Consider the following 19,914-nt stretch of genomic DNA (forward strand, 5'->3'; position numbering starts at 1 on the left):
GGGGGTATTTATGATGCAGAAGTTTGAAAAAGTGTTTGACATGTCACAGCCGGTATTTCACAATTGTCCGGGATGGCCCACCTATGATCTCACAGAGGTGACCTATGAGGCCATCAACCCAAAGGACGGTTTCACGGCAGAAGTCTTTAAGATGAACGCCCATACCGCCACCCATCTGGACGCGCCCTTCCACTTCTTCCCGGAAGGAAAAAAGATTGATGAAATGCCCATTGAGGGCTTCCAGGGTGAAGCGGTGATCATTGACCTCCGGGGCATCGCGCCGGATACGGGCATTACCAGCGAGCACCTTAAGCCCTGCGCGGACAAGATCAAGGAAGGGGACATTGTCCTCATGAACACGGGCTGGTGCAAGAAGAGAGCCATGACCAAGGAATATTACTACCAGTGGCCTTACCTCACCGGCGAAGGCGCGGAATGGCTTTACGAAAAAGGGGTAAAGGGCGTTGGCATCGACGGCCTGAGCATTGGCGGATGGGGGCCGGATAAAGGGCCGCAGCCCCATGTGGTCCTGCTCTCAAAGGAAGTATGGCTTCTGGAGGAAATCGACTTTCCGGATGAAGTGATGGATTACGAACGGGTTTATTTCTGCTGCTTCCCGCTCAAGCTTCAGGGCTTTGGCGGCGCCCCGGCAAGAGCCGTCGCCATGGTATAGGGGATCGAAACAAAAGAGACCGGCGCAATTTTGCGCCGGTCTCTTTTGTTTGTGTGTCTATGCTTCGGGTGCTTCCATGGATTCAAGGATCGCGTCCACAAGCATGTCGAGCTCTTTTGTTTTTTCAGGGTGGAGGGCAGAGGCCATGGACAGGCGGTCGTTGATGACAGTCATGTCCTTTAATTCATTTTCGACAAAGGCCTGCATCAGATCGCCGGAGCAGGGGGCCCAGGACCCATTTTCCACAATGGCAACTGTACGGTTCTGCACGTTCAGGGCCTTCATATCCATGAGGAAGTTGTGCATGGCCGGGTAAATACCGAGGTTGTAGGTGGTAGAGGCCAGAACCAGGTGGCTGTACTTAAAGCTTTCGGAAATGAGCTGGGATACATGTGTGGAGGACACATCGTACATGACCACATTGGTCATGCCCTTGTCGCAGAGGCGGGCGGCCAGAGCCTGGGCAGCGCTTTCCGTATTGCCGTACATTGATGCGTAGGCGATCATCACGCCCTTTTCCTCTGGCACGTAGCGGCTCCATAAATCATATTTTTCGATGAAATACATCAAATCCTGACGCCAGACCGGCCCATGGAGCGGACAGATGAATTTAATCTTGTCCAGAATGCCGGCGGCCTTGCCCAGCAGCAGCTGTACATGGGGGCCGTACTTCCCGACGATATTGGTCAGGTAGCGGCGGGCGTCATCGAGCCAGTCGCGGTCAAAATCCACTTCGTCGGCAAAAAGCTTGCCGTCCAGAGCGCCAAAGGTACCAAAGGCGTCGGCGGAGAACAGGGCGCCGTTGGTCACGTCAAAGGTGACCATGGCCTCGGGCCAGTGCACCATGGGGGCGAAAACAAAGGTGACGGTGTGCTGGCCGAAGGAAAAGGTATCGCCCTCCTCTACGACAATGCAGTCATGGTCGTCGACATGAAAGCCGAACTGGCGCATGAACAAAAAGGCTTTCTCATTGCTGATGATCTTAATTCCGGGGTAGCGGATCAGGATTTCCTCAATGCTGGCTGCATGGTCGGGCTCAAGATGGTTGATCACAAGGTAATCCAGGGATTCGCCGTCCAGAACAAAATCAAGGTTTTCCAGGAGCTGGCGGCAGGCCGACCAGTCCACCGTGTCAAAGAGCACGTTTTTTTCATCGCGCAGCACATAAGCGTTATAGCTGACGCCGCGCGGAATGGGATAAACATTTTCAAACAGGGCCAGGCGGTGGTCATTGGCGCCAACCCAGATTAAATCCTCGGTTACATTTCTAACTGCATACATGATTAGTCCTCCTTCTTGGCGATAATAAATTCAGATTTCTCAGCGCCGCATAGCGGGCAGACCCAGTCTTCCGGAACATTTTCAAACAGTGTTCCCGGAGCGACGCCGTTTTCCGGATCGCCCAGATCGGGATTATATTCATAGCCGCAGCCGCCGCAGATATAGGTTGGCCCTGCCGGCTTTGGCTTTGGCGCCTTTGGCCGTTTGATCTTGACCATTTCAGGGGCTGGCTTTTTCTCGCCGGTGTCCAGGGCCTTGGCTAAGACAGGCAGCACCTCGTTGATGTCGCCCACAATGCCATAATCACAGTTTTTAAAAATGGGCGCGTTGCCGTTGCTGTTGATGGCCACAATGGTGGAAGCGTCCTTGATCCCCTTGAGGTGCTGGATCGCGCCGGAGATACCGCAGGCGATGTACAGGTTGCCTGCGAACTTCTGTCCCGACATTCCCACATAGCGGTTGAGGGGCACATATTTTAAGGTCTCAGCCACCGGGCGGGAGGAGCCAATGGCAGCTCCGGCGGCCTTTGCCAGATCCTCGATGAGCTTCATGTTTTTCTTGTCGCCAATGCCCACGCCGGCCGAAACCACACGTTCAGCATCGACAATGGGGGTGTCTATGGGAATGCCCACTGAGAAATCATAGCCGTCTTTTTCCAGCGCTGCCACAAGGGCGTCGACCTTTGCCTGAATATCGCCGTCCTTCAGAATAATATGCTTGCGGACACCGGTGACGGGCGCGGGTTTTTTAGGCGCGCTGCCGGAGCCGCCGGCCTTTTTTGGGGGCTTGCCCAGAATATGGGAGGCGATGACCACACGCTGGATCTCGTTGGTGCCCTCGTAGATGGTTGTGATCTTGGCGTCGCGGTACATCCGCTCAACCTCCATGCCCTTCAGATAGCCAGTGCCGCCGAAAATCTGCAGAGCGTCGTTGGTGACCTCCAGAGCAATATCGGAGGCGTACTGCTTGGCCATGGCGGATTCCATGCCGTAGGGCTCATGGTGTTCCTTCAGCTCGGCAGCCTGATAGATGAGCAGGCGGGCAGTGTGCAGCTTGGTGGCCATGTCCGCGATTTTGAAGGAGATGGCCTGCTGGAAGCCGATGGGCTTGCCAAACTGGACACGTTCCTTGGCATATGCGACCGCTTCCTCGAAAGCGCCCTGGGCGATGCCCAGCGCCTGGGAGGCAATGCCGATCCGGCCGCCGTCCAGGGTGGCCATGGCGATTTTAAAGCCCTGACCTTCTTCACCCAAAAGGTTTTCCTTGGGCACCTTCACATCGTTAAAGACCAGCTCGGCCGTGGAGGAGGAGCGGATCCCCAGCTTGTCGTAGTGGTCCCCGAAGGTAAAGCCCTCAAAGCCTTTTTCGACGATAAAGGCAGAGATGCCGCGGGTTCCGATATCGGGTGTGGTGACCGCGAAAACAACGTAGGTATCCGCTTTTGGGGCGTTGGTAATGAAAATTTTATTGCCGTTGAGCAGGTAATGGTCGCCCTTGTCGATGGCGGTGGTTTCGGTTCCGCCGGCGTCGGAGCCCGCGTTTGGCTCTGTCAGGCCAAAGGCGCCGATTTTTTCACCCTTACACAGAGGAATTAAATATTTCTGCTTCTGCGCTTCGTTTCCAAAAGCGGCGATGGGCCAGGTCCCCAATGAGGTATGCGCCGACAGAATAACGCCGGTCCCACCGTCGACACGGGAGAGCTCCTCAACGGCGATGGCGTAGCTTAAAACGTCCAGGCCCTGTCCGCCGTATTCCTTTTCAAATGGAATGCCCATTACACCCATTTCGCCAAGCTGCCTGACGGCTTCGTCCGGAAACATATTTTCCTTGTCCATCATAAAAGCATGGGGCTTCACTTCTTTTTCAGCAAACTCACGAATTTTCTTACGCAGGGCTTCATGCTGTTCCGTTGTTTTAAATAACATCGTAGATCCTCCTTGAAATATAAACGAATCAATACCATATATTGGATAAAAATGGTCCAATATTGCCGAAAAAACGATGCGGTCACCCGCATTTTAAAATTTCTTCTAAGCTGCTGGCCTTTAATCGGTCGTTGAGCTCTTCCTGGATAACCATGAGGTGATTATGAAAACAGCAGCTGCCGTGTTTTTTACACCATTCGCAGCGGTAGCCCGATTCTATGCAGGCAGAAAGGGAACAGCTTCCGTCAATGGCGCACATCAGGTCATAAAGGGTTATGGCACTGGTGGGCTTGTTAAGGCTGCATCCGCCTTCGCTGCCGCGGGCAATGCTCACCAGCTCTGCGCGTTCCAGTTTTTTGATGATCTTGTAGGCAAAAGCCTTTGGAATTTGTTCCTCATCAGAAAGCTGGCTCACAGAACGGCGTTCGCCGTCGGCCAGGGAACGGACAAGCCTCAGGGCATAATCGGTTTCTCTCGTAATCAGCACAAATGTAATCCTTTCAATTTTATAAATCCATTATATCAATGTGGATAAAAATAGTCAAGTATAAAAAATTGCTATTTTTATCTTATCGAAAAGTGGGGTGGAGTAGAAGTGATATGAAGCGGCGTAGCCGAGACTGCGCCTTTTATCCAGATAAGAAAAAAGGCTCCGTCTGTTGGGATAGACAAATGGAGAATGGAATTATACATTCTCCATTTAAAAATTACTTTCTAACAATTTATAACCATTTCCGATTCATTTCAGTCAGGCCAGCGGTGCGCAGGGACAGGCGGTCAGCCTTTCGTCGTCCGGTTCAATGGTTTCGCTGACGCTGATGGGGTTTTCAAAGTGCAGTGCACCGCCGCAGACATCGGCATAGACGGTCAGCACGACCATGCCCTCGCCCTCGGGATGTCTGGTATCATCGCAGATGCCGCCCATGCGGCAGCGGTCTGTCACGTTCAGCTTGAAGTTTTCCGGTATAATGACATTGACACCGCCGCTGCGGACCTCAATATCCAGATCATACTGCTTTTTATCGGCTTTTACCTGGGAAAGGTCAACACTCATGCCGCCGCAGAAAACGCCGATCTTCATATCCTGCATGGGCACGTCGCCCACGATTTTGTTTTTGCCGCCGCAGATGACGCACTGGTCCAGCGCGTTCCCGGTCTTATCCATGCTTTCCTCAAAGTCGTGGCCCTTTTTCAGAACACAGGCGAAAAAGGCAGTGGAGGCGGCAAAGGTAAAGGCCGCGGTGCCGAGTAATAGGTCCTTGAATTTCATGTTAAATCTCCTTGCATATGATGTTACGATTAATCATAGCACCTTTTTCTTTAAAATAAAATAGACCGGCAGGATTCTTAACCGATTTAAGCGAAGATGATTATGAAAACGTTGATGTATACAATTTTTAATCTAAAATTAAAAAAGTGTGGTATAATAAGGGCAAAGCTTTACTCAGAGTGAGTAGAGGAAATTAACAAAGAATGTGAGATGCAGAACATTTGGAATATATTTATAAAAGAAAATACAGTGAAGAATTTTTGGAAATCGTAGGCGACATTATGGATCATCCGAAATTTCAGGAGCTGAGAGACATCGACCACCACGGCAACGGGCTGTACGCCCATTCGGTGGCGGTTGGATACAATTCATACCTCATTGCCAAAAAGCTGGGCCTTGACTATGTCTCGGTGGCGCGCGGCGCTTTGCTGCACGACTTCTTTTTTCAGGACTGGCGCGACAATGAGAAGGACGGAAAGGGATTGGACCGCATCCGCCAGATGCATGGCTTCAGCCATCCCAAGACAGCCCTGAAAAACGCGAGGAAATATTTTAATATCAATGATAAAGAGGCAGACATGATTGTCAAGCACATGTTTCCGCTCACCATCACCCCGCCCATGCACCGTGAAAGCTGGGTGGTGACAGCGGTGGACAAGGGTGTTGCCATTAAAGAGATGGTTTGCGAGCATACTCCGCGCAAGCTGTACTACAAGTTAAGGTTTCAAGACTAGCCTGGCTTAGTTTTTTAAATAAAATAGAGATTCTGGAGGAAGACATTGGGTTTAAAACATTTAGAAGAGATTGAAAAAGCAAAAGCACATTTTGGTAAAATTCTGGAAGAGCAGTTTGAACGCATTGACCGCATGAAGGCTGAGAGTGCGTTCGTCGACTATGCGTCTAAAGAACAGATCGTCATCGGGATCGTTGGCGGCGACGGAATCGGCCCTTTCATCACCGCGGAGGCCGAAAAGGTTCTGGCGTTCCTGCTAAAGGATGATGTCGAAAAGAAACGCGTTGTCTTTAAGGAAATCGACGGCCTGACCATCGAGAACCGCGCAGCTTGCGGCAAGGCCATCCCGGACGATGTCCTGGCAGAATTAAAGGAATGTGATGTTATATTAAAGGGACCAACCACCACCCCGAGAGAAGGGGATAAATGGCCGAACATTGAAAGCGCCAACGTGGCCATGCGCCGCGAGCTGGACCTGTTCGCCAACGTGCGACCGGTTTCTGTTCCCGAAAAGGATATTGACTGGACCTTCTACCGTGAGAATACCGAGGGCGGCTATGCCGTGGGCAGCAAGGGTGTCCATGTCAACAACGATCTGGCCATTGACTTTACCGTCACCACCCAGGAGGGCTCAGAACGGATTATCCGCGCGGCTTTCGACTACGCGAAGAAATCCGGCAAGAACAAGGTGACCGTGGTCACCAAAGCCAATGTCATCAAAACCACCGACGGCAAGTTTTTAGATACGGCCAAAGCCATCGCTAAGGAATACCCGGAAGTGGAAATGGACGACTGGTATATTGACATCATGACCGCCAAGCTGGTGGATGAGAAACGCCGTTCCCAGTTCAAGGTGATGGTGCTGCCAAACCTGTACGGCGATATCCTGACTGACGAAGCCGCCGAGTTCCAGGGTGGTGTCGGCACCGCGGGCTCCGCCAATATCGGCAAACGCTACGCCATGTTTGAAGCCATCCATGGCTCAGCGCCAAGAATGGTGGACGAGGGCCGCGGCCAGTACGCCGATCCGTGCAGCATTATCCGCGCAGCCGGCATGCTGCTGGAGCATATCGGCTACATGGACGAAGCCAGAAAGCTCCAGATGGCACTTGACATCTGCGGCAATTTTGAAAAGAAGCTGGAGATCACCGGCCGAGATACCGGGGCCACCGGCGCAGAATATGCCGAATACCTGATGACTACCCTTTCCCAGGATAATCTGGAGGAAGTATTCAACCGCTATCAAAAATAAATCAGCACTTGAGAAAAGACTTGTTTTTACAGACAGGTCTTTTTTAGTCGGTTTTTATATAGAATTTAGGTTACCGGTGTATAATGGAAATAATCGTGTAATAAAATCCAGATGAAGGAGCGATGTCTATGCTCGAAAAATTAAATCTTGATGTCGAAGTTGAAAAAGCGGTTTATAAGGAAGAAAAGGATGCTCTGTCTCTTAAGCTGGGCGCTTTGCAGCGCCGGATAAAGGAGCTGGGTATACCGGTGCTGATTATTTTTGAGGGCTGGGACGCCGCGGGTAAAGGGACGCTGATCAACGACCTGATGATTCCGCTGGATCCCAGAAGCTTTGTGGTTTACAATGCCATCAAACCAAGCGATGATGAAATCAACCGTCCGCTGCTGTGGCGCTACTGGACCAAAACGCCGGAAAAGGGCCGTATGGTTCTGTTTGACCGCAGCTATTACAGCGACCTGGCCCACAGGTCAAAGCTGGACAAGGGTGAGCTGAAGCTGCTTCTGCACCAGGCCAATGATTTTGAGAAGGTTCTGGCACAAAACGGAACGGTTATCATCAAGTTTTTCATCCACATCAGCCAGAAGGAACAGAAAAAGCGTTTTGAGAAGCTTGAGGAAAACCCGTCCACCAGCTGGCGTGTGACCGAGGAGGACTGGCGCGAGAATAAAAACTATGACAAAATTTATAAAACGCTCAACCACACCCTGGAGGCCACCGACACCGACTGCGGCCCCTGGACGCTGGTAGAGGGCCACAATAAGGACTACGCCTGCCTGAAAATTTACAACACCCTTGCCAGCCGGCTCCAAAAAGAAATCGAGAAGGCGGAAAATGCGGAAAAGCCGGCACTGCACCCCCTCATCTCGGCAGAGGACGACCCTTACCGCACCGCGGTGCTGGAATCCGTGGACATGGACAAGTGCATGGACCGGGAGACCTACAAGGAAGAGCTGAAAAAATGCCAGAAAAAGCTGCGGGATCTCGAGTATCAGATTTACAGCCGCCGTATACCGGTGGTAATCGGCTTTGAGGGCTGGGATGCCGGAGGCAAGGGCGGGGCCATCAAACGCCTTTGTGAAAACCTGGATCCCAGGGGCTACCGTGTATATCCTACCGCCGCGCCCACCAGTGAGGAACTGGCCCATAACTGGCTCTGGCGTTTCTGGAAAACGGTGCCCAAGCGCGGGCATTTCAGCATCTATGACCGCACCTGGTACGGCCGGGTAATGGTGGAGCCCATCGAGGGCTTCTGCACAGCCGATGACTACCGCCGGGCCTTCCGGGAGATCAACGATTTTGAAAAGCAGCTGACCGATTTTGGGGCAGTGGCACTCAAATTCTGGATGAACATCAGCAAGGACGAACAGGAAAAGCGCTTTAAGGAAAGGGAGAACGACCCGGACAAGCAGTGGAAGATCACCGACGAGGACTGGCGAAACCGTGAAAAATGGGACGCCTATGTGGTGGCCGTTGACCGGATGCTGTTAAAAACCTCCACCGAAAACGCGCCCTGGATTGTGGTGGAAGGCAATGATAAGTATTACGCCCGCGTCAAGGTGCTGAAAACCGTGATCGGGGCCATCGAGAAGAAAATCGCTGAGCTCGATGGCTGAGGCCTCAAAAAAACGTCGCTGTCCATATAATATGTAAAGAATGGCGCTGAAAACCTGTTCAGGAACGTAAAGAGCGGTTAAAATTTGTCCAAAAAATACCCGGAATCAAAATTTTACCTGTCATATTTTTAACAGAGATTTCCGGGCGGAAAATTGGACAAAAAATTATCCGAAAAGGTGTGTATACACCCTAATTGAATTGTGTTATAATCGTTAAAGGTAAAAATTTGTTATACACAATTAATCCATTTTTAAATGCTTAATTTCTAAGGAGGAATATCATGTCCAAAACAATGATGACAATGGATGGGAACCAGGCTGCTGCTCACGTGGCATACGCCTTTACTGAAGTAGCTGGTATTTTCCCAATCACCCCGTCTTCCCCGATGGCTGAACACGTTGACGCCTGGTCTGCACAGGGAAGAAAAAACATTTTTGGAGAAACCGTCAAAGTATCCGAAATGCAGTCTGAAGGGGGCGCCGCTGGTACGGTCCACGGTTCTTTGGCTGCCGGTGCTTTAACGACAACCTTTACAGCTTCTCAGGGTCTTTTATTAATGATCCCGAATATGTATAAAATCGCCGGTGAATTACTGCCAGGCGTATTCCATGTATCTGCCCGTACACTGGCTGCTCACGCTTTATCTATTTTCGGCGACCACGGCGACGTTATGGCCTGCCGCCAGACTGGTTTTGCTATGCTGGCTACCGGTTCTGTACAGGAAGTCATGGATTTAGGCGGCGTTGCGCATTTAGCTGCCATCAAATCAAGAATTCCGTTCTTACACTTCTTCGACGGCTTCAGAACCTCTCACGAAGTTCAGAAGGTTGAAGTCATGGATTATGAAGCGTACAAGAAAATGGTTGACTGGGATGCGATTCAGGCATTCAGAGACCATGCTTTAAATCCGGAACATCCTGTAACAAGAGGGACTGCCCAGAACGGCGACGTCTTTTTCCAGGCACGTGAAGCCTGCAACAAATTCTACGACGCTGTTCCAGACATCGTTGCAGAATACATGGACAAAATCTCCGCAGAAACCGGCAGAGAATACCATCCGTTCAACTACTACGGCGATCCGGATGCTGAAAACATCATTGTTGCAATGGGTTCTGTTACAGACTGTATCGAAGAAACCATTGACTACATGGCTGCACAGGGCGAAAAGGTCGGCGTACTGAAGGTACACCTGTTCAGACCTTTCTCTGAAAAATACTTCTTTGAAGCATTACCGAAAAATGTTAAACGTATCTGCGTTTTAGACAGAACCAAAGAACCAGGCGCACTCGGCGATCCTTTATACCAGGATGTCTGCACCATCTTCTACGGCAAGGAAAACGCGCCTTTAATCATCGCTGGCCGCTACGGCTTAAGCTCCAAGGATACCACTCCTGGCCAGATCAAGGCTGTTTATGACAACCTGAAATTAGACACACCTAAGGATAAATTCACCATCGGTATCGTCGATGATGTTACCTTCACCAGCCTGGAAGTAACCGACAATATCCACACTGTTCCAGAAGGAACCAAGGGCTGTAAATTCTGGGGTCTGGGTTCTGACGGTACTGTCGGCGCCAACAAAAACTCCATCAAAATCATCGGTGACCACACCGACTTATACGCTCAGGGCTACTTTGACTATGACTCCAAGAAATCCGGCGGGATCACCGTTTCTCACTTAAGATTCGGTAAACAGCCGATCAAATCACCATACCTGATCGTTAACTCTGACTTTATCTCCTGCTCGACACAGGCTTATGTACACCAGTATGACCTGTTAAATGGTCTGAAAAAAGGCGGCACATTCTTACTGAACACGGTTTGGTCAGTCGATGAACTGGGCGAACGTTTACCAGCAAGCATGAAACGCTACATGGCTGAAAATGATACACAGTTCTACATCATCAACGCCACCAAGGTTGCGGAAGAAATCGGTCTTGGCCGCAGAACCAACACCATCATGCAGGCAGCCTTCTTCAAGCTGGCCGACATCATCCCAATTGACGACGCGGTTAAGTTCATGAAGGAAGGGATTATGAAATCCTACGGTAAGAAGGGCGACAAGATTGTCAATATGAACTACGAAGCTGTTGACGCTGGTATCAACCCGGATATCTTAACCAAGGTAGACATTCCTGCTGACTGGGCAAACGCACAGGACGAAGCGGCAGAAGCCAAAGACGAACCAAAATTCGTTAAGGAAATCCTGCGTCCGGTTAACCGTTTTGAAGGCAACAGCATTCCAGTTTCCGCTTTCGTCGACAATGAAGACGGTACTTACATGGCTGGTTCTTCCGCTTATGAAAAACGTGGGATCGCTGTAAATGTACCACAGTGGATTCCGGAAAACTGTATTCAGTGTAACCAGTGCTCCTTCGTATGTCCGCACGCTGCCATCCGTCCGGTATTAATGGACGAAGCTGAAAAAGCAGCGGCTCCCGAAGGATTTGACAGCATCAAAGCGAACGGTAAACAGTTCGATGGCTTACAGTACAGAATCCAGGTGAGTGTATTAGACTGTACAGGCTGCGGCAACTGTGCTGACGCATGTCCGGCTAAGACAAAAGCGCTGGAAATGAAACCTCTTGAAACTCAGGAAAATCAGGTTGCTAACTGGGAATATGCCACAACTGTTCCGGTTAAAGATGACCGCATGAATAAATACACCGTTAAGGGCAGCCAGTTCTGCCAGCCACTGCTTGAATTCTCCGGCGCTTGTGCTGGTTGTGGTGAAACACCATACATCAAGGCTGTTACCCAGTTATACGGTGACCGCATGATGATCGCCAACGCTACCGGCTGTTCCTCAATCTGGGGTGCATCCACACCGTCCACACCATACTGCAAGAACGCTAAGGGCCAGGGTCCTGCATGGGCAAACTCCCTGTTCGAAGATAATGCAGAATATGGCTTTGGTATGTTACAGGCCAGCAACAAGATCAGAGAAACCCTTGCGAACTACCTGGCAGCCATCGCAGAAACGGCGCCAGAAGCAGTTAAAGCAGCTGCAAACAAGTGGATTGAAAACAAAGAAGATGCAGAAGGCTCCAAGGAAGCATCTGCTGAATTAAAAGCCGCTCTGGAAGGCTACTCTGTAGACGACCAGGTACTGGCAGATAAATTGAAATTCGTTAAGGACAACGCAGATCACTATGTCAAGAAATCCGTATGGGTATTCGGTGGTGACGGCTGGGCTTACGATATCGGATATGGCGGTTTAGACCATGTATTAGCCTCCAAGGAAGACATCAACGTATTCGTTCTGGATACAGAAGTTTACTCCAACACTGGCGGCCAGGCTTCTAAATCTACCCCGACCGGTGCGGTAGCGCAGTTCGCGGCTTCCGGCGAAAGAATCAAGAAAAAAGACCTTGGCATGATGGCAGCGACCTACGGCTACGTATATGTTGCCCAGGTTGCCATGGGTGCTGACAAGAACCAGTACATGAAGGTATTACAGGAAGCAGAAGCTTATCCGGGTCCATCCCTGATCATTGCTTACGCACCATGTATCAACCACGGTATTAAGGGCGGCATGGGCCGTACCCAGTCTCATGAAGCAGATGCTGTTGCATGCGGCTACTGGCACTTATACCGCTACAACCCAATGCTGAAAGCCGAAGGCAAGAACCCATTCACACTGGATTCTAAAGAACCAGATTTCAGCAAATTCCAGGATTTCATCAACAGTGAAGTTCGTTACACCTCATTACGTTTAAGCTTCCCAGAAGTTGCAGATCAGTTATATGAAAAAGCACAGGAAGAAGCCGAAGAACGTTACGCAGGTTACAAACGCATGGCTTCTCAGGAATTCTAATCCAAGCTAAAACACACAAAGCCCCCGGACTCCATATGGAATCCGGGGGCTTTTTTATGGTTATTGCCGCTGCAGATAAAGTTTTGCGTTTGTCCATTCTCCAAGAGGGTATCTTATAAGAAGAAATACCGAAAGGAGAGAGCAAACATGTTTTTTGACAGAATTTTTGATATAAATGAAAAGGACGAACGCGTTTATAGGCGCTACCTCAATGGCGAATGGACAGGCGGCAAGGACGAGGGACAGACCCTTGCTATTAAATCGCCCATTGACGGTTCGCTGGTGGGCCGGATCCCGGCCATGAGCAGGGAAGAGGTGGACGAGGCCATTGCCAGCACAAAGGACAGCCTCCAGGAATGGGCCGAGATGCCCATCTATGAGCGGGCTGAAATCTTCTATACCGCAGCGGATCTTTTTGAGAAGCATCTGGACGAGATGGCCGAGGTGCTGGTCCGGGAGGTCGCAAAGGATCTGGCGTCAGCGCGCTCTGAGATTGAGCGCACCGCGGACTTTCTGAGATATACGGCCGATGTGGGGAAAAGCATGGCCGGTGAAGCCATCAGCGGGGACAATTTCCCCGGCGGTACCCGCAACAAAATTTCCTATGTCACGAGGGTGCCCCTCGGCACGGTTCTGGCCATCTCACCCTTTAATTATCCGGTAAACCTGGCCATGTCCAAAATCGCTCCGGCGCTCATCGGCGGCAATACCGTGATTTTAAAACCCGCCACCCAGGGAGCCATCAGCTCACTGCACCTGGTGGAAATCCTCAACCGGGCCGGCCTGCCAACCGGTGTGCTGAACACCGTAACCGGCCGGGGCAGTGAAATCGGCGATTATGTGGTTACGCACAAGGGCATTAACTTTATCAACTTTACCGGGAGCACCGAAGTGGGCCGCCATATCTCAAAAATATCCGAGATGGTGCCGCTGCTGCTGGAGCTGGGCGGCAAGGACGCCGCCGTGGTTCTGCCCGACGCGGACCTGGATTTTGCGGCGGATAATATTGTATCCGGTGCTTTTTCCTACTCAGGCCAGCGCTGTACTGCGGTCAAGCGGATTCTGGTACAGGAAGAAGTGGCAGATGCTCTGGCCGAAAAGCTGAAGGCGCGTGTCGAAAAGCTAGTTGTGGGCGACCCCTGGAAAAACGCCGCAGTGGTTCCGCTCATCGACGATAAGTCCGCGGATTTTGTCCAGGGACTGGTGGATGACGCGCTGAACAAAGGCGCCAAACTGCTGACAGGCAATAAACGTGAGAAAAACCTGTTTTACCCAACTCTTTTAGACCATGTAACCAGAGACATGGAAATCGCATGGGAAGAGCCCTTTGGCCCTGTTTTACCCATTATCCGCTTAAACAGTGTTGAGGAAGCCATCGAGATCGCCAACGCCTCGGAATATGGCCTTCAGTCCTCGGTTTTTACCAATAATATCAACCATGCCTTTTACATCGCCAACCATCTGGAGGTGGGAACCGTGCAGATCAATAATAAAACCGAGCGCGGGCCAGACCATTTCCCGTTTTTGGGTGTAAAAGCCTCAGGCATGGGTACCCAGGGTGTCAAATATTCCATCGAGGCCATGACCCGGCCAAAGGCCATGGTGGTCAACATTCAGAAGGTTTATTAAGAAAAAACAAAAAAATATCATTTAACATTGAAATTTTACCCGGATTTTGCTATAATAACCTCAAGCAAAGCATACCAACGGAAGAATGCCCCGGGCAGACTGCTCCACCGCAACTGTGAAAGTCAGATACGTGTTTTGCCAGTTTCGCGTGGAAGCATCAAAGCGGTAAATTTTGAACAACCTCCACCGAAAACAGGTGGAGGTTCTTTTTTTGCCAGCCCTTCCAACGAGCCGGGCTGTGAAAATTGGTGAAAATATAGGATAATCGCAGGAGGTAAACCATGGATTTTTACAAGGTAGTGACGGCCAACGACCGCAAGTCGTTTGAAAAGCAGCTGAATGAAGCCCATGAGGAGGGCTACCACATCAACAAGGACGGCATACAGGTCAACACCAACGGGGTGGGCCTGAACCTGATCTATACGGCAGTTATGTGCCGGAAATCCTGAGCAGGGTGTAAAATGAAGCGAGCACGGCACATTTTTGCGCCGTGCTCGGATTATGCGGGCTGGTTGAAAAAGCGTTTAAAGTTTTCGACAATCTCATCAATGTTTTTTTCGGTAAGGATGAGCGGCGGATAAATCATTACAAATTGCGGAACGGCCGCAAATTTCTTTATGAGAATACCCTTTTCCTTCATAAACTGCACGAAGCTGTCACACACAGCTTCCTTTTTAAAATCAATGAACAGAATCAGGCCCTTGCCCTTAATGCTGAACTTCCGGCCGCAGTTGGCCTCAAGGGCCCGCAGCTTGCCCTGGAACCGGGTGCCCAGCGCCTGGATTTTTTTAGACAGGTTTGAGGACTCCATAAAGCTGAGGATAACCTTCAGCATGATGTAGTTGGGCACATCCTCCAGAACGACACGGGATTCCTGAATGGCAAAGAGCTTGTTGATCCGCTTGGTCATGGACATAAAGTGCACGGTGCGGTGGTTGTACAGGCTGCCATTGTAGATAAGTACATCCGGCTGGATTTCGTAAAGCTTGTAGGAGAAGATTGGCCCCATGCGGTAAAAGCCGGCGGTGGAGTCATCCCAGATAATGGGAATGTTAAACTTGGCCAGCAGGTCCAGAATGGGCTCCAGCAGGTCTTTTTTCGCGATGGACGCGTCGCTTGTGACAATGGGGTTAATAATACAGCCCGCCAGGGCGCTCCGGTGTTTTTTGAGAATGAGCTTGATGGTTTTGAGCTCGGGAAACACCGTGTTTTTGATGCCGTCGATATTGACCTTGGGGTCATCGGCGATGAGCTCCTCGAATGAGAAAATCCGGTCGGCAAATTCCTCAGGGAAAATACCGGGGAGCTTTTCCAGACAGAGAAACTCCGTCTTGCCGCGCTTGGAGGACAGTGCCTTGAGCAGACGCGGGTAAGGGTTTTCAGAATTGAAATAGGTTACAGCCAGCTTTTTAGGCAGGTGCGGCTTAAGCTGCGCGTCCAGGTCGCTCAGGAGAGACGCCAGGTCCACTGGCCTGTTTTCTTTTTGATAATCCTTAACCATGGCGTTAATATCCCGGTTAATGGTGGGGTTATTATAACCGCAGCTCCACAGCAGGCTGTCTGTATAAAAGCTGAGGTACATATTTTCATCGGTATCGGTCAGAGTTTGAAGGCTTCCTTTGGAAATATCCACAATCCCGTCAAAGGACTCCGTCAATTCCTCATTAAACATTTTTTTGGTTTCGTTTTTACTCATGCTTACCTCCCTCTAAATAGAACTAACCTTATTTTCCCTTAAAACTAAGAAAATGACAAGTGATTTTAATAAATTCCGGGATAACCTGAAATAAAAAAGCAACGTCCTTAAAAGAACGTCGCTTTTCTTAAGAATTTAATTATTTGGTCGCATCAACAGCGTTTAACGCGTCGTTAATGGAACGGACCATTGCTTCCGGATCAATGCCGTGGGCAAGACAGCCCTGTTCAATATTTTCAAAGCGGGCAGCCATGCAGCCAAAGCAGTGCATTCCGTATGCCTGGAAAACCGGCACAGAATCAGGATATTTTTCAACGGCTTCTAAGATGCCCATATCTTTTGTTACTTTATCCATATTATTCACCTCCAAATGGTTATGATAATCATACTATACCCCTATTATATAGTTTGAAAAAGATTTTGGCAAGAGTATAAAGAAAAAAGAAAGGCAATTACTTGAAAAAAATAAGAGGCCGTTGTATAATATAAACGATAGGGGAATTTTCTATAAAGGGGTGTATAATGTGATAACCGACAAAGTAGTGGTACAAAACCGTGCTGGACTCCATGCAAAACCAGCATCCTTATTTGTACAAACGGCCAATAAGTTCAAGAGCGAAATTTACATCAGTAAAGGCTCAACACGTGTAAACGCTAAAAGCATTATGGGAGTAATGATTTTAGCTGTTCAAAAGGGCGATGAGATCGTAATCGAAGCCTCGGGCGATGATGAAAAGCTCGCGGTCGAAAAGTTAATAGAACTCATTAATAATAAATTCGGTCTGCCCGATGAATCTTAACAAAATGTAAACTGAGAAAAGTATGGATGGGTTCATTCATACTTTTCTTTTGTTCACACGGCGTTTACCGCGCTTTTTACGATCTTATGACAACAAAGGAGTTTTTATGCGCAAGATACTGATCGCCATTTCCTTCTTTACCCGCTTTCCCATAAAGCTGAAGGATGTGAGCGAGGAAGAATTTTATAATTCAATGATTTTCATGCCGCTTGTGGGTCTGCTGGTTGGGGCGATTCTGTTCGCGGTCTCCTGGGTATTATCCTATATTCATGTTATCCAGCTCCAGGCCCTCTTTACCATGATCGTCTATATCTGGATTACGGGCGGCCTGCATCTCGACGGCTTTGCCGATACGGTGGACGCCCTGTTTTCAGCCAGAGACCACGCGAAAATGATGGAGATCATGAAGGACAGCCGTCTGGGGTCCTTTGGTGCCATCGGGCTGATCCTGCTGTTTCTGACCATCTGGTCCTGCTACACGGTCATTCTGCCGGAAAACCTGCTGATTTTGATCCTCATGCCGGTCATCGGACGCTACTGCGCCATACAGACCTGCTGCTTTTCCACCTACGCCGAGGGCGGCGGCGGACTGGGACGCCGGATTGTCGAGATGACCAAGCCCTGGCATGTGCTTGTCTATCTGCTTCTGATCCTGCCCTTTGCCTGGTTTGCCATCGGGCCGGTGGCCTTCTTTGCAGCGCTGGGAACCATGCTCATCAATTTTGTGCTCATGTTCTATTTGCAGCGCAAAATCGGCGGAATCACCGGCGATACCATTGGCCTGACCATTGAACTGACCCAGACGATTTTCCTGGTGGTTCTGGCCGTTATCCAGGCGAATTGGATGCTTCTGGCAGCGTGACGGATATGAGAAACCAATGCTTACCGACCAACCGGCAGGAAATGCGTGACCGGGGCTGGCCCGAAGTCGACTTTGCCCTGGTCACAGGAGACGGCTATGTGGATCACCCCTCCTTCGGGGCGGCGGTGATCTCACGGGTGCTGGAAAGCCACGGCTACCGGGTGGGCATCATCGCCCAACCTGACTGGCACAGCACCGGGGCCTTTGAGGTCTTTGGCCGCCCGCGCCTCGGGTTTATGGTGACCGCCGGAAATCTCGATTCCATGGTCAGCCACTATACCGTCAATAAAAAAAGGCGAAAAAAAGACGTCTATACGCCGGGAGGAGCGGCCGGCCTCCGGCCAGACCGGGCCACCATTGTTTACTGCGGTAAAATACGGGAGGCTTACAAGGATGTTCCACTGATCATCGGTGGAATCGAGGCGAGCCTGCGGCGTTTTGCCCATTACGACTACTGGCAGAATAAGGTGCGGCGTTCGATCCTCTTTGACAGCCGGGCCGATCTGCTGGTCTATGGCATGGGCGAGAAAGCCATTGTCGAGATTGCCGACAGCCTAAATGCCGGTATTCCGGCAGCGGAATTAAACTACATTAAAGGTACAGCCTGTATCATTAGAGAAATACTTTCGGATTGTGTGGAATTGCCAAGCTGTGAAGCAGTGACAGCGGATAAAAAAACTTATGCCGAAGCCGCGAGACAAATTCATGGGAGCAATGATCCCTTCAACCCAAAGCCTTTTATCCAGCCGACCGGCAACCGGTACCTGTGCCAGAATCCGCCGCAGATGCCGCTGACTGAGGCAGAGATGGATGAAATCTACGGACTGCCCTATACTTTCCGCCAGTGCGAAAGCTCGCTGGGGGACGGTGTAATTCCGGGAATCGAGGAAATAAAATTCAGTATTACAGCCAACAGGGGCTGTTTTGGAAATTGTCATTTCTGCGCCCTTGCCATTCATCAGGGGCGGTATATCCAAAAGCGGAGCAAGGCCTCCATTGTGGACGAGGCCAAGCGCATGATCAAGGATCCGGATTTCAAGGGCTATATCCACGATATTGGCGGTCCGACCGCTAATTTCAGGAATCCGGCCTGCGAGAAACAGAAAACAAAGGGCGTCTGCCCGCACAGGGAGTGCCTGTTTCCCGAACCCTGTGAAAACCTGAATACGGATGAAAGCGACTATCTGGAGGTGCTGCGCGCTGTGAGACAGCTGCCGGGCGTCAAAAAAGTGTTTGTCCGTTCCGGCATTCGTTACGACTATCTTTTGAAGGACAAAAATAAAAGCTTTTTTAAAGAGCTGGTGAAATACCACGTCAGCGGACAGCTGAGGGTAGCGCCAGAGCATGTGGTCAGTTCTGTGCTCCATAATATGGGCAAGCCGGACTTTTCGGCTTACGAGCGGTTCCGGCGGGAGTTTGTCCAGTACGATAAACAGTTCAAGACCAATCAATTTGTGGTTCCTTATTTTATAACCAGCCATCCAGGCTGTACCCTGAGCAACGCCATCGCCCTGAGCGAGTACATCCGGGATCACGGCGCAGTGCCCGAGCAGGTGCAGGATTTTTATCCAACGCCGGGCAGCATCGCCACAGCCATGTATTATACAGGCTATAATCCCTTTACCATGGAGTCCATGCACATTCCAAAGGACAGGGAAAAGCTGATGCAGCGCGCACTGATCCAGTACAACCGGCCCGAGAACTATAAGCTCGTCCGCGAGGCCCTGCTAAAGGCCGGACGGCGCGACCTGATCGGCAGCCACAAAGGGGCGTTGATCCCTGAGAAGCCCTGGGGTATAAAAAAGGCTGAGGGAAAAGATCCCGGGAAAAAGCTGGGAACCAAGGGTAAAAATAAAAGAAAAAATGGTGGTAGAAATGGAAATAGAAAAAAAACTAACCGAATCAATTGAAGATTATATTGAAACCATATATTTGGATTTTTCACAGGACAACCGGGGTGTCCGCATCACCGACCTTGCCCAGGCCATGGGAGTGAGCAAGGCCAGCGCCAACGACGCCGTCAAAAAGCTGAAATCCCTGGGCTATGTAGAGCATGAGCGCTACGGCCAGATTTATCTGACCGACAGCGGCGAGGCCATGGGCATCAAAATCTATGAAAAGCACTGTATCATTACCAAGTTCTTAAATCAGGTTCTGGATGTCACCCCAAAGGTGGCCGAAAATGACGCCTGCTGCATCGAGCATATTATCAGTGATGAAACCTTTGAAAAGATGAAGACCTATCTGAAGGATAACGAATAAAAAAACCGTGCCGTTCACCGAGAGCGGCGCGGTTTTTTATATGACAGACCAGCCATTTTCTGTTACAATAAGCCTAACTAAGAAAGGAAAAGAAACC

17 protein-coding genes are annotated in these 19,914 nt (G+C 50.3%); 11 read left to right on the forward strand and 6 right to left on the reverse strand.

The features are described from left to right. The first annotated feature begins 10 nt into the window (after positions 1-10). Entirely contained in the window at positions 11-673 is a 663-nt protein-coding gene (locus I2B62_RS01705) for a cyclase family protein (RefSeq protein ID WP_195267249.1), read from the forward strand. A gap of 57 nt (positions 674-730) precedes the next feature. Here the strand turns inward: I2B62_RS01705 and I2B62_RS01710 are convergent, their stop codons facing one another. The 4 genes from I2B62_RS01710 to I2B62_RS01725 all read right to left on the reverse strand — a co-directional run bounded on the left by I2B62_RS01710 (position 731) and on the right by I2B62_RS01725 (position 5,149). Then, positions 731-1,954: an FprA family A-type flavoprotein gene (locus I2B62_RS01710; protein WP_195267250.1), complete on the reverse strand. Its 1,224-nt coding sequence runs from the start codon at positions 1,952-1,954 to the stop codon at positions 731-733. A gap of 2 nt (positions 1,955-1,956) precedes the next feature. Continuing rightward, on the reverse strand, positions 1,957-3,879 hold the full coding sequence (locus tag I2B62_RS01715; protein ID WP_195267251.1) for an acyl-CoA dehydrogenase family protein: 1,923 nt from the start codon (positions 3,877-3,879) through the stop codon (positions 1,957-1,959). A gap of 82 nt (positions 3,880-3,961) precedes the next feature. Next, positions 3,962-4,366: an Rrf2 family transcriptional regulator gene (locus I2B62_RS01720; RefSeq protein WP_195267252.1), complete on the reverse strand. Its 405-nt coding sequence runs from the start codon at positions 4,364-4,366 to the stop codon at positions 3,962-3,964. Between the two features lie 261 nt (positions 4,367-4,627). Beyond that, the gene (locus I2B62_RS01725; protein ID WP_195267253.1) at positions 4,628-5,149 is read right to left on the reverse strand and encodes a hypothetical protein; all 522 of its coding nucleotides are present in this window, start codon (positions 5,147-5,149) and stop codon (positions 4,628-4,630) included. A 281-nt stretch (positions 5,150-5,430) separates the two neighbouring features. Between I2B62_RS01725 and I2B62_RS01730 the strand changes: the two genes are divergently transcribed. The 6 genes from I2B62_RS01730 to I2B62_RS01755 all read left to right on the forward strand — a co-directional run bounded on the left by I2B62_RS01730 (position 5,431) and on the right by I2B62_RS01755 (position 14,646). After that, entirely contained in the window at positions 5,431-5,883 is a 453-nt protein-coding gene (locus I2B62_RS01730; protein WP_243259386.1) for an HDIG domain-containing metalloprotein, read from the forward strand. Between the two features lie 45 nt (positions 5,884-5,928). After that, complete coding sequence (locus I2B62_RS01735; RefSeq protein WP_195267255.1) at positions 5,929-7,134, forward strand: isocitrate/isopropylmalate family dehydrogenase; 1,206 nt, start codon at positions 5,929-5,931, stop codon at positions 7,132-7,134. A gap of 128 nt (positions 7,135-7,262) precedes the next feature. Continuing rightward, positions 7,263-8,750: a polyphosphate:AMP phosphotransferase gene (pap, locus tag I2B62_RS01740; RefSeq protein ID WP_195267256.1), complete on the forward strand. Its 1,488-nt coding sequence runs from the start codon at positions 7,263-7,265 to the stop codon at positions 8,748-8,750. A 281-nt stretch (positions 8,751-9,031) separates the two neighbouring features. Then, positions 9,032-12,568, forward strand: coding sequence for a pyruvate:ferredoxin (flavodoxin) oxidoreductase (gene nifJ, locus I2B62_RS01745; protein WP_195267257.1), 3,537 nt, complete (start codon positions 9,032-9,034; stop codon positions 12,566-12,568). A 147-nt stretch (positions 12,569-12,715) separates the two neighbouring features. After that, positions 12,716-14,197, forward strand: coding sequence for an NADP-dependent glyceraldehyde-3-phosphate dehydrogenase (locus I2B62_RS01750; RefSeq protein WP_195267258.1), 1,482 nt, complete (start codon positions 12,716-12,718; stop codon positions 14,195-14,197). A gap of 281 nt (positions 14,198-14,478) precedes the next feature. Continuing rightward, positions 14,479-14,646 carry a hypothetical protein gene (locus tag I2B62_RS01755; protein ID WP_013379836.1) on the forward strand — a complete coding sequence of 56 codons (168 nt, stop codon included), beginning with the start codon at positions 14,479-14,481 and terminating at the stop codon, positions 14,644-14,646. A gap of 50 nt (positions 14,647-14,696) precedes the next feature. On the opposite strand, the gene I2B62_RS01760 is transcribed toward I2B62_RS01755, so the two are convergent. After that, positions 14,697-15,893 (reverse strand): aminotransferase class III-fold pyridoxal phosphate-dependent enzyme, encoded by a 1,197-nt coding sequence (locus I2B62_RS01760; protein ID WP_195267259.1) that lies wholly within the window; start codon positions 15,891-15,893, stop codon positions 14,697-14,699. 139 nt (positions 15,894-16,032) lie between these two features. Further along, positions 16,033-16,248, reverse strand: a complete 216-nt coding sequence (locus tag I2B62_RS01765; RefSeq protein WP_013379838.1) for a DUF1858 domain-containing protein — start codon at positions 16,246-16,248, stop codon at positions 16,033-16,035. Positions 16,249-16,417: 169 nt separating this feature from the next. Between I2B62_RS01765 and I2B62_RS01770 the strand changes: the two genes are divergently transcribed. The 4 genes from I2B62_RS01770 (at position 16,418) to I2B62_RS01785 (ending at position 19,817) form a co-directional block, all read left to right on the forward strand. Beyond that, complete coding sequence (locus I2B62_RS01770) at positions 16,418-16,693, forward strand: HPr family phosphocarrier protein (protein ID WP_038354235.1); 276 nt, start codon at positions 16,418-16,420, stop codon at positions 16,691-16,693. A gap of 106 nt (positions 16,694-16,799) precedes the next feature. Continuing rightward, positions 16,800-17,555, forward strand: coding sequence for an adenosylcobinamide-GDP ribazoletransferase (cobS, locus tag I2B62_RS01775; RefSeq protein WP_195267260.1), 756 nt, complete (start codon positions 16,800-16,802; stop codon positions 17,553-17,555). A 5-nt stretch (positions 17,556-17,560) separates the two neighbouring features. Beyond that, positions 17,561-19,465: a YgiQ family radical SAM protein gene (locus I2B62_RS01780; protein ID WP_195267261.1), complete on the forward strand. Its 1,905-nt coding sequence runs from the start codon at positions 17,561-17,563 to the stop codon at positions 19,463-19,465. Further along, entirely contained in the window at positions 19,431-19,817 is a 387-nt protein-coding gene (locus I2B62_RS01785) for a metal-dependent transcriptional regulator (RefSeq protein WP_195267262.1), read from the forward strand. The genes I2B62_RS01780 and I2B62_RS01785 overlap by 35 nt, the downstream gene beginning before the upstream one ends. The last annotated feature ends 97 nt before the right edge of the window (positions 19,818-19,914 follow it).

The sequence above is a fragment of the Eubacterium sp. 1001713B170207_170306_E7 genome (genome assembly GCF_015547515.1).
Lineage (GTDB): Bacteria > Bacillota > Clostridia > Eubacteriales > Eubacteriaceae > Eubacterium.

Coding starts and splice junctions, on each gene's coding strand:
- I2B62_RS01785 (WP_195267262.1), top strand. CDS start 19,431: ATGGAAATAGAAAAAAAACTAACCGAATCAATTGAAGATTATATTGAA.
- pap (WP_195267256.1), top strand. CDS start 7,263: ATGCTCGAAAAATTAAATCTTGATGTCGAAGTTGAAAAAGCGGTTTAT.
- I2B62_RS01755 (WP_013379836.1), top strand. CDS start 14,479: ATGGATTTTTACAAGGTAGTGACGGCCAACGACCGCAAGTCGTTTGAA.
- I2B62_RS01750 (WP_195267258.1), top strand. CDS start 12,716: ATGTTTTTTGACAGAATTTTTGATATAAATGAAAAGGACGAACGCGTT.
- I2B62_RS01765 (WP_013379838.1), bottom strand. CDS start 16,248: ATGGATAAAGTAACAAAAGATATGGGCATCTTAGAAGCCGTTGAAAAA.
- I2B62_RS01715 (WP_195267251.1), bottom strand. CDS start 3,879: ATGTTATTTAAAACAACGGAACAGCATGAAGCCCTGCGTAAGAAAATT.
- I2B62_RS01760 (WP_195267259.1), bottom strand. CDS start 15,893: ATGAGTAAAAACGAAACCAAAAAAATGTTTAATGAGGAATTGACGGAG.
- I2B62_RS01710 (WP_195267250.1), bottom strand. CDS start 1,954: ATGTATGCAGTTAGAAATGTAACCGAGGATTTAATCTGGGTTGGCGCC.
- nifJ (WP_195267257.1), top strand. CDS start 9,032: ATGTCCAAAACAATGATGACAATGGATGGGAACCAGGCTGCTGCTCAC.
- I2B62_RS01780 (WP_195267261.1), top strand. CDS start 17,561: ATGAGAAACCAATGCTTACCGACCAACCGGCAGGAAATGCGTGACCGG.
- I2B62_RS01705 (WP_195267249.1), top strand. CDS start 11: ATGATGCAGAAGTTTGAAAAAGTGTTTGACATGTCACAGCCGGTATTT.
- cobS (WP_195267260.1), top strand. CDS start 16,800: ATGCGCAAGATACTGATCGCCATTTCCTTCTTTACCCGCTTTCCCATA.
- I2B62_RS01730 (WP_243259386.1), top strand. CDS start 5,431: ATGGATCATCCGAAATTTCAGGAGCTGAGAGACATCGACCACCACGGC.
- I2B62_RS01725 (WP_195267253.1), bottom strand. CDS start 5,149: ATGAAATTCAAGGACCTATTACTCGGCACCGCGGCCTTTACCTTTGCC.